Genomic DNA, 8039 nt, shown 5'->3' with positions numbered 1-8039 from the left:
GGTCGGGAGCGGCTGAAACGGCCGCCCCGCCCCGGAAGGGACTACATGATCACCGGATCAAAGTACCCGGCGAAGAGCACCGAGGCGCGCAGCGCCAGAGCGCCGATCACGGCGGCGAGCCCACCGATCACGGCGGCCGTCCGGCCGTGCCTCACGAGCCCGCAGAGGCACGGGAGCACGATGCCGAGACCCACGGCGCCCAACCAGAAGAGGAGCGACGCACCGCCCGAGAGGAGCGTCTGCGCGCCCGCGGCGGCGCCCGGCGTCCCGGAGAGCGCCGACTGAAGGAAGGCGAAGAGCACGAACACTTCGCCCGCATGCACGCCCCAGGCCGTCCCGGGAAGCCACGACGGATGTCCGCCCTCAAGCTTCCCCGCTGCGGCGAGGATCTCCGCCGCGCCAACGGCGCAGGCGAGCCCCGAGAAAATCCAGAGGACCGGCACAGCGGTGGTGTTCCAGAGCGGCACGCCCGCGGCCTCGGTGAGGAGGAACCCGGAGTATGCGGTGGCGGCGACGCCCAGGACGCCGTTCGCCCAGCGCACGGCCGGGATCTCCACCTGCGCGGCGCGGCCGCAGCGGATGAGGAGGCCTTCGAGCACGACGGCGATGCAGAGCACCGCGAGGAGGCAGATGCCGATGAACATCCAGCTCGAGAAATTGAAGGACCATTGCGTCAAGGCGTGGAAGGCCGCAACGGGAAGGTTGAGGGGCCGCCCCAGGTGCGAGAGCACGAGGAGCGTGCCCGCGATCGCGGCACCGCCCGCGATCCAAAAGACGCGGCGGCTCTTCAGCCAGACGTTCAGGAAGAGCGCCATGCCCGAGAGGCCGACGAACCAGAGGAAGAAGGCGATCGTCCACGCCCAGTGGCTCGTCGAAGCCTGGGCGGTGAGTTCCAAGTACTGCGGATTCATTTCTGCACCACCAAGAAGAAGTTGGGACGCGTGCCCTTCTGCGGCAGAAGCCGCTCGGCGCGCGACCGGGCAAGACGCTGGGAGATTGGGCTCTCGGGATCGTTCACGTCGCCGAAGGCGCGCGCCGACACCGGGCAGGCCGCAACGCAGGCGGGCGACTCGCCCGCTTGAACGAGCTTCTCGCAGCCTTCGCCCATGCACTTCACCGGCAGCCCCTTCGTCGGATGGAGCCAGCGCACGTCGTAGGGGCACGCCGTCACGCAGTACCCGCACCCGACGCAGCGCTTCGGATCGGTCTTCACCTGACCCGTCTCCGGGTCGTGGAAGTTGGCGCCGAAGGGACAGACCTTGATGCAGGGTGCGTCGTCGCACTGCTGGCACTGCACGAGAAGCTGCCGCGGACGGCGGGCGGTCTCGATCGTCACCCGGCGGATGTTCGAGGGAAGCGCCCCCCAGCCGGTGTTTTCATCGTTGAGCATCTCCGGGTAGTTCGTCTGCGCGCACGCGACGATGCAGGCCGAGCACCCGACGCACTGTGTCGCATCGAAGAGATGCGCGAGCTTTTTGGTTTGTTCAGTCATCGCTTAGTCTCCTCACGGACCTAGTCGCGCCCGATGCGCACGACGCGCACGGACGAGTTGTTGGCGAGCGACCCGGTGACGGGTTCGCGCCACCCGGTGGCGAACCAGTGCGAGTTGACGCCTTCGCGCGTCCACTCGTAGGCGCCGAGGCTGCGCTTGGTGCGCACGCCCCCGGAGAAGCCGTGACTGAAGAGAGACCCGGCGATCACGCGGTTCGTGACGGTGACGCGGGTGCGGCCCTTCGCGCCCGTGTCGAGGCCCGTGAGCTCCACCATGTCGCCCGTCGAGATCCCGAGGCGCTCGGCATCGACCGGATTCATCCAGACGGTGCGGTCACCGAGGAACTTCGTCGGCCACGTGAACATTGCGACGCCCGAATTCGAGGCGCTGTCCTTGCCGGAGACGAGATAGAACTCGTCGGAGAAGGGCTTCGGGAGCTTGTAGGCGGGAGGCGCCTCGAAGTCCGAAAGCCCGGACGCCCCCTTCGACTCGTACTTCGATGCGAAGAGGAAGGAGATGATCTCGCCCTTGCCCGTCGGCGTGCCGAAGGGCTTCTTGTAGGGATAAACGCCGTACTTCTTCTTCGCCGTCTCGCTCCAGCCGTGCGCCCGGACGTCCGCGGCGATGCGGTCGCCTTCACCGGGCTTCTCGGCGTTCTTCTTTGCGATGAACTTCTCCCAGGCCGCATCCATCATGCCGCGGTACCAGGCCTTGAATTCGTCGCGGGTCTTCAATTCCTTCGCGTAGCCGAGACGCTCGGCCGCGCGTTCGGGGAAGGCGCGTCGCAGGATCTCGGCGAACTGCCAGATCTCCTCGCGCGCCTCGCACCCTTCGGGCGGGGCGATGCCGGCGCCGGAGAACTGAACGTTTCCGTTGAGGGCCCACTTCACGCCGCCATACTCGTGCGCCTCGAGGAAGAAGGTGCAGGGCAGAACGTAGTCGGCGTAGTCGATCACTTCGTGCGGGAGAATGTCCTGCACGACCACGAGGTCGAGCGCCTTCAGGGCCTTCGCGAGCCGCTCGGAGTTGGCCTCGCGGTGGAACATCGTCGTGCCCGTGATGAAGGCCGCGCGGATCGGATAGGGTTTGCCGGTCTCAATCGCCTCGAAGATCGCCGAGTAGGTCCCGGACCCCTCCGGGTAGTAGACCTTGTCGAGGGCCTTGACGTCCTTGTTGGTCCAGCTCTGGCCGTTGGGCCCCTTCCCCTTGCCGCCCGACTGCGAACAGCCCGGTCCCTTGAAGCCGCCCCCTTGAGTGACGACGAAGCCGCCCGGCTGATCAATCCGTCCCGTGAAGAGATTGAGCATGCTCATGAGCGCATAGGCGCTCGTGTCGTTGCCGTTTCTCGACGCGTACCAACCGTCGTCGCAGACGCCGCCTTCGGTGAAGAAGCTCCGCGCAAGGCGCACAATCGTCGCGACGGGAATGCTCGTCTCCTTCGCGGCGCGCTCCGGCGTCATCGCGCGAGCGGCGGCGGCGACGGCGTGGAGGCACGACTCGACCTCGATCACGCGCCCGTCCGTCGTCGTGACGCGGGCCGAATAGTCGAGCTCTGGATCAACGTTCACGGGCTCGTCGAACCCGACCACCGCGCCCTTGGCGTCCTTCACGAGCGCCATCGGTGCAAAGGCGCCGTCAGCGCGGTTCATCACGACCCAGGCGTCCTCCGCGGCGCCGGCAATGAGGTCACCGGCCGTCACCGGGCGGCGCGTTCCCGCTTCGATGAGGTACGGGGCGTTGGTCCACCTGCGCAGGAACTCGAAGTCCACAAGCTCTTCGCCGAGACCGATCCCGATCATCGCGAGAATGAGCGCGGAGTCCGTGCCCGGGCGGATCGGCACCCACTCGGCGCCCGTGAAGGCGCCTTCGGGCATGCGGGGATCGACGAAGACGAGCTTGGCGCCCTGCTCGCGCGCGCGGCCGAAGACGGCCGCCACCCCCATCGCGCAGTTGAGCGTGCGCCCGATGCAGAGGAGGAAGCGGCAGTTCGCGTAGTCGGGCTCGACCTTGCCCGCCCCGTCAAAGCCCTTGCCGAAGACCTTGCGGCGGCCGGCGACCGAGGCCGAATTGCACGTCGAGGAGTGACTGATGATGTTGGGCGTTCCCAACGGAGCGGCGAGCCACTGCTGCAGACCGGAAAAGTTGTGCGACGTCATCGAGACGGCGCGCTCGCCGTCCTGCTCGACGATCGTCTTCACGCGGGCGGCGATTTCGTCGAGGGCCTGGTCCCAGGAGATCTCCTCGAACTTCCCCTCACCCTTTTCCCCCGTGCGCTTCAGGGGCTTTCTCAGGCGCAGCGGATGGTTCCACATCCACATGGCCTGCGCGCCCCTCGCGCAGCAGCCGCGCTGCGGGTGGCCCGGGTTGGGCATGATGCGCACCGTCTCCTGCGAGACCGGAGCGCCCTTTTTGTGCATCGCGAGCAGGCCGCAGTAGCCGCCGCAGATCATGCAGGCGGTCGGGTGCGCCTCCCAGCCGTCGGCCTTCAGGGCCTCGACTTCCTTCGCGGCGGCTTCGTCGGCGGCCGTCCAGAGCGAGGCGCCCAACATGCCCGAACCGGCGGCGGCGCCCGCCGCACCGATCAGGGAACGGCGGGTGAGCAGCGGCCCACGTGGGTCCTGCGCTGTTTTCTTTTCCATTTTGGGGTCTCCTCCAACCCGCGGCGCCCCGTCCACAAAAGCAAAGGACCTCCCGGAAATGCCGACGAGAGAAGCTCTGCTTCTTCTCATCGACCCTTCCGAGAGGTCCTTTTGTGAGACGGCCGCTTGATTGGTGTTGTCTTTTTTATTCGTCGTCCGGGTCGCCTCAAGGAGGTCGCCCGACGATCTGTTTTGAAGGATGAGGCCGGATCGGCCGAAAGGCGCAAAGGGGAAACCCTCGGAATCCGCCGAGCGCTATTCCATACAGGAACAACGCATCGAAGAACCGCCTTCCGTTCTCAAAACATTTCTTCAGGCCCATCACCGCGTTGGCGCGTCCATACCGCGTGGAGACGGCAAAGGGTCTTCCCCTAGCGCCCATGCGTGATGCATGAACAATATGGATTAATTGATAGGCGTCGCCTATTGATTGCGTCGGCACGCCCACAGGAGCTCGGAAAAAGCAGGCGCTGCGCCCTCGGGCGGACCCCAACCCGGTGCGGCGCTCTGCGGGCGCCCGCCCCGGGGCCGCCCGCATCACATAGAATGTCGGGCATTGCGAAAAACCCCTGCCGCTTCGGACGACTTTCGACGGCTTCGGGCGGCCCGGCCGGCGCGTGCGCGCGGGCGGCGCCCGGGGCGGTCCGCCCTCCGGGCAAGCGGCGCAAAACACACACGAAGGCATTCACCCCATGTCCGCCATCATCCTCGGTCACAAGAATCCCGACACCGACAGCATCGTCGCCGCCATCGCCTGCGCCGACCTCTATCAGAAGCGCGGCCTCGACGTCGTCCCGGCCGCCCAGGGCAAGCCCGCCCCGGAAACGGCCTTCGTCCTCGAGCGCTTCGGCCTCAAGGCGCCTGAAGTCGTGACGTCGGTCGCCGGCCGCGACGTGTACATCGTCGACTACTCCGACCTCAACCAGGCTCCGGACGACTTCGGCGACTGCACGCTCAAGGGCATCGTCGACCACCACAAGCTCGGCGACATGACCTCCTCCGCTCCGCTCGAGATCGTCGTGATGCCCGTGGGCTGCACGAACACGATCCTCAAGCGCATGTACGACTACCTCGGTTTCGCGCCCTCGAAGGAGATCGCCGGCGCCATGCTCTGCGCGATCCTCTCCGACACGGTGATCTTCAAGTCGCCCACGTGCACCCCGGCCGACCGCGCCGCCGCCGCCGAACTCGCCGTCATCGCCGGCGTCGAGGACGTCAAGGCCCTCGGCATGGAGCTCTTCACCGCCAAGTCCGCCGTCAAGGGCGTTGCGGCGCGCGACCTCATCATGCGCGACTTCAAGGACTTCAACATGTCGGGCAGCAAGGTCGGCATCGGCCAGCTGGAGCTCGTTGACCTTGCGCTCCTCGAGGACCGCATCCCCGAGCTCGTCGAGGAGCTCGGCCGCATGAAGGCCGAGGGCCGCCACACCGCGATGCTCCTCCTCACGGACATCATGAAGGAGGGCTCCCTCCTGCTGATGGCCTCGGACGATCCCGCGAAGATCGCCGGCGCCTGGGGCAAGACCCTCGGCAGCGACAACATCTGGCTCGAAGGCGTCATGTCCCGCAAGAAGCAGGTCGTGCCGAACCTCGAGACCGCGTTCAAGGCCTAAATTTCCGGCTTGAAACGCAGCCCGTCCCGCCCTTCACATCAGAGCGACGGGAAAGGAAAAGCCCGTGCGGACCCAGCGTCCGTGCGGGCTTTTCTCATGGTTCTCCGGCCTTCCGGCCTGGAGGGCGACGACCTTCGCCCGGGCGGACGCCGCCCCACGGGGCGGCCTCATTCGGGCGAAGGCGCCGAAGCCGGCCGGAAAGATCAGGACGGCGGAACGGGCGGGACGTCAGACGTCGGCGCCCTCGGTGCGCTTCTGCGCGCCCTTGTAGCCTTCCGTCTCGATCAGGACCGCATCCATCGCCGACACGCGGTTCTTCGCGGCGTCGAACGTGTAGAGGTAGAGGTCGAAGACGGCGCCCGGGAGCGTGTAGACGGAGAGCGCCTTCTGTTCGAAGGAGACGACGAGGTCCTTGAGGCCGTCGCCGTCCACGTCGCGCACTTCGCTCTTCACGGGCTTGGCGAGGTGGCTCAGAAGACCCTTCGTGCCGATAGAGGCGCGTCCCACGCCAGCATAGGTGCGGCTGAGATCCACCTTCGCCGCGTCGAGCGTCTTGTCGGAATAGAGCACCACATCCACGGTCTGCGTGCTCTTCGGGTCGATCGAGTCGGCGAGGATCGCGATCTTGTGAGGCGCGGCCTTGGCGGTGTGGGCCGAGACCTTGGCCGCAGCCTCGAAGAAGGACGCGGCGTTGTAGTCGTGCAGGAATTCCGCGGCCTTCTCGTGCGAGACCTTGAGGAGCTCGGCGGCGCGGCGTTCGACTTCGGGCTGCGCGGCCGTCCAGTGCTTCTCAAGACCGGCGATGAACTTCGAGTTTTCCTTCAACTGGTCGCGCTGGTAGTCGAACGTGTTCGAAGCATGGACGAAGGTCCAGACGGGCCAGTCGGCCGACCACCCGAAGTGCTCGGGCTTGCCCTTGAAGTGCTCGGCCGTGGCGGTCTGCCAGTCGAGGAAGGCCGCGTCCTTGGCGGGCTTCGCGAGCGGATAGAAGGGCACGTAGGGCGTCTCGCACGGGCGCGAGAGCGTGCGCCAGCCGGCCGTCAGGAGCGGGTCGGCGCGCAGCTGATAAACCACGGACTCGTGCGTAGTCGGGCGGCAGAGACCCAGGGCCTTGTAGTGGTACCAACCCGGATCCGCACCGATCTCCTTTTCGTGCGAGCGCAGGATGTCCTTCAGGTCCTCGACGCCGAACTTCTTCGTCGACTCGACGCTGTAGGGGAACTTTTCGGGATCGGTGATCCGGACGCCGAGGATCTTCTCCCAGGCGATCGAGTTGCGCGACTGGTTGTAGTCGGCCGCGCGGCGCTCGGGCGGCTGCACGGCGACGCGGTAGTTGAAGTCGTTGTAGACGCCCGGGGTCTTCGGCGTGTAGCGGCCGTTCTTGATGGCGCGCTCGATCATGCCCGGCGCGACGATCACGTTCTCGGTGTCGGTCGCGTCGACCTTGTCCATCATGAAGTTGTTCGGGATGTAGACCACCTCGTTGTCCTTCACGCGGCGCGCCACCCAGGTGTTGCCCTGATGGATCGCGATCTGCCAGGCCTCCTTCGCGTCGGCGACCGTGTAGGTGCGGCCGTCCGCGAAGTAGCCGTACCTGCCGAGGAGGTCGATGGCGATGTTGATCGCGTCGCGCGCCGAAGCCGCGCGCTCGGCCATCAGGCGGCGGATGCCGTAGCCGATGCCGCCTTCCTTCAACGCCTGCCGGTCGTCGTCGTAGATGCCGGTGCAGGCGTTGGAGACGATCACGACGCCGTTTTCGTTGACGAAGCCGTCCGAGAAGGAAGCGCCCGTCGGGTCGAAGGTCTGCGACCAGTAGAAGCCGAAGGTCTTCTCGACCTGCGGAATCTTCGCCTTGCCGGGCTCGTACTCGATCATCTCGCCCTTCTGGTGCGTCGCGGGCGGGACCCAGAACTGGGCCGTGAGGATGCGCCCGCCGTTGTCCTCGTTGTGGCCGACGAGGATTTCGCCTGTCTTCGATGCGTCCTTGCCGACGATGATGGTCGAGCAGGCGAGCGCGTCGAAGGAAAGAACCGCCGCGGCGGTGCAGAGCGCCATTGCGGAGAGCTTGAGCTTCAGATTCATAATCCGTACTCCTTTTGGGTGGTGGTGAAGCCGAAGGCGCCGGTCCGTCACCTGCGCTCAACAGTCCGACCACCTTTCCCGCTCGCAGAACCTGCAGGAACCTGCAAAAGGGAAAAGCGCCTCCGCCGAATGGAGACGCCTGCAGTCATCGAATTGAGCGCGGCGCGGACTACTTCGTGTATCCCGTACGCGCTTCGACCTTCTCCACTATAG

The 8039-nt window shown here is 66.4% G+C and carries 5 protein-coding genes; 1 reads left to right on the top strand and 4 read right to left on the bottom strand.

All coding sequences use genetic code 11. The features are described 5' to 3' along the window. Window positions 1-41 precede the first annotated feature (41 nt). The 3 genes from nrfD to ACT6Y9_RS06660 are packed head-to-tail and all read right to left on the bottom strand — an operon-like array spanning window position 42 to window position 4131. The gene (gene nrfD, locus ACT6Y9_RS06670) at window positions 42-911 is read right to left on the bottom strand and encodes an NrfD/PsrC family molybdoenzyme membrane anchor subunit (protein WP_443743948.1); all 870 of its coding nucleotides are present in this window, start codon (window positions 909-911) and stop codon (window positions 42-44) included. Continuing rightward, on the bottom strand, window positions 908-1492 hold the full coding sequence (locus tag ACT6Y9_RS06665; protein ID WP_443743947.1) for a 4Fe-4S dicluster domain-containing protein: 585 nt from the start codon (window positions 1490-1492) through the stop codon (window positions 908-910). The genes nrfD and ACT6Y9_RS06665 overlap by 4 nt, the downstream gene beginning before the upstream one ends. Window positions 1493-1512: 20 nt before the next feature. Beyond that, window positions 1513-4131 (bottom strand): molybdopterin-containing oxidoreductase family protein, encoded by a 2619-nt coding sequence (locus ACT6Y9_RS06660; RefSeq protein ID WP_443743946.1) that lies wholly within the window; start codon window positions 4129-4131, stop codon window positions 1513-1515. Between the two features lie 692 nt (window positions 4132-4823). On the opposite strand from ACT6Y9_RS06660, the gene ACT6Y9_RS06655 reads away from it, so the two are divergent. Next, complete coding sequence (locus ACT6Y9_RS06655; RefSeq protein WP_295479249.1) at window positions 4824-5744, top strand: manganese-dependent inorganic pyrophosphatase; 921 nt, start codon at window positions 4824-4826, stop codon at window positions 5742-5744. Window positions 5745-5972: 228 nt separating this feature from the next. Here ACT6Y9_RS06655 and ACT6Y9_RS06650 read toward each other — a convergent pair whose 3' ends face one another. Further along, complete coding sequence (locus ACT6Y9_RS06650) at window positions 5973-7826, bottom strand: C69 family dipeptidase (protein WP_443743945.1); 1854 nt, start codon at window positions 7824-7826, stop codon at window positions 5973-5975. Window positions 7827-8039: the final 213 nt, after the last annotated feature.

The sequence above is a fragment of the Sutterella sp. genome, assembly GCF_052272535.1.
GTDB lineage: Bacteria > Pseudomonadota > Gammaproteobacteria > Burkholderiales > Burkholderiaceae_F > Sutterella.
The sequence above is the reverse complement of the archived record's forward strand: the minus strand, read 5'-3'. Positions and strand labels throughout refer to the sequence as shown.

What these genes read in the sequence shown, in the direction of transcription:
- nrfD (WP_443743948.1), bottom strand. Translation starts at nt 911, where the DNA reads ATGAATCCGCAGTACTTGGAACTCACCGCCCAGGCTTCGACGAGCCAC.
- ACT6Y9_RS06665 (WP_443743947.1), bottom strand. Translation starts at nt 1,492, where the DNA reads ATGACTGAACAAACCAAAAAGCTCGCGCATCTCTTCGATGCGACACAG.
- ACT6Y9_RS06660 (WP_443743946.1), bottom strand. Translation starts at nt 4,131, where the DNA reads ATGGAAAAGAAAACAGCGCAGGACCCACGTGGGCCGCTGCTCACCCGC.
- ACT6Y9_RS06655 (WP_295479249.1), top strand. Translation starts at nt 4,824, where the DNA reads ATGTCCGCCATCATCCTCGGTCACAAGAATCCCGACACCGACAGCATC.
- ACT6Y9_RS06650 (WP_443743945.1), bottom strand. Translation starts at nt 7,826, where the DNA reads ATGAATCTGAAGCTCAAGCTCTCCGCAATGGCGCTCTGCACCGCCGCG.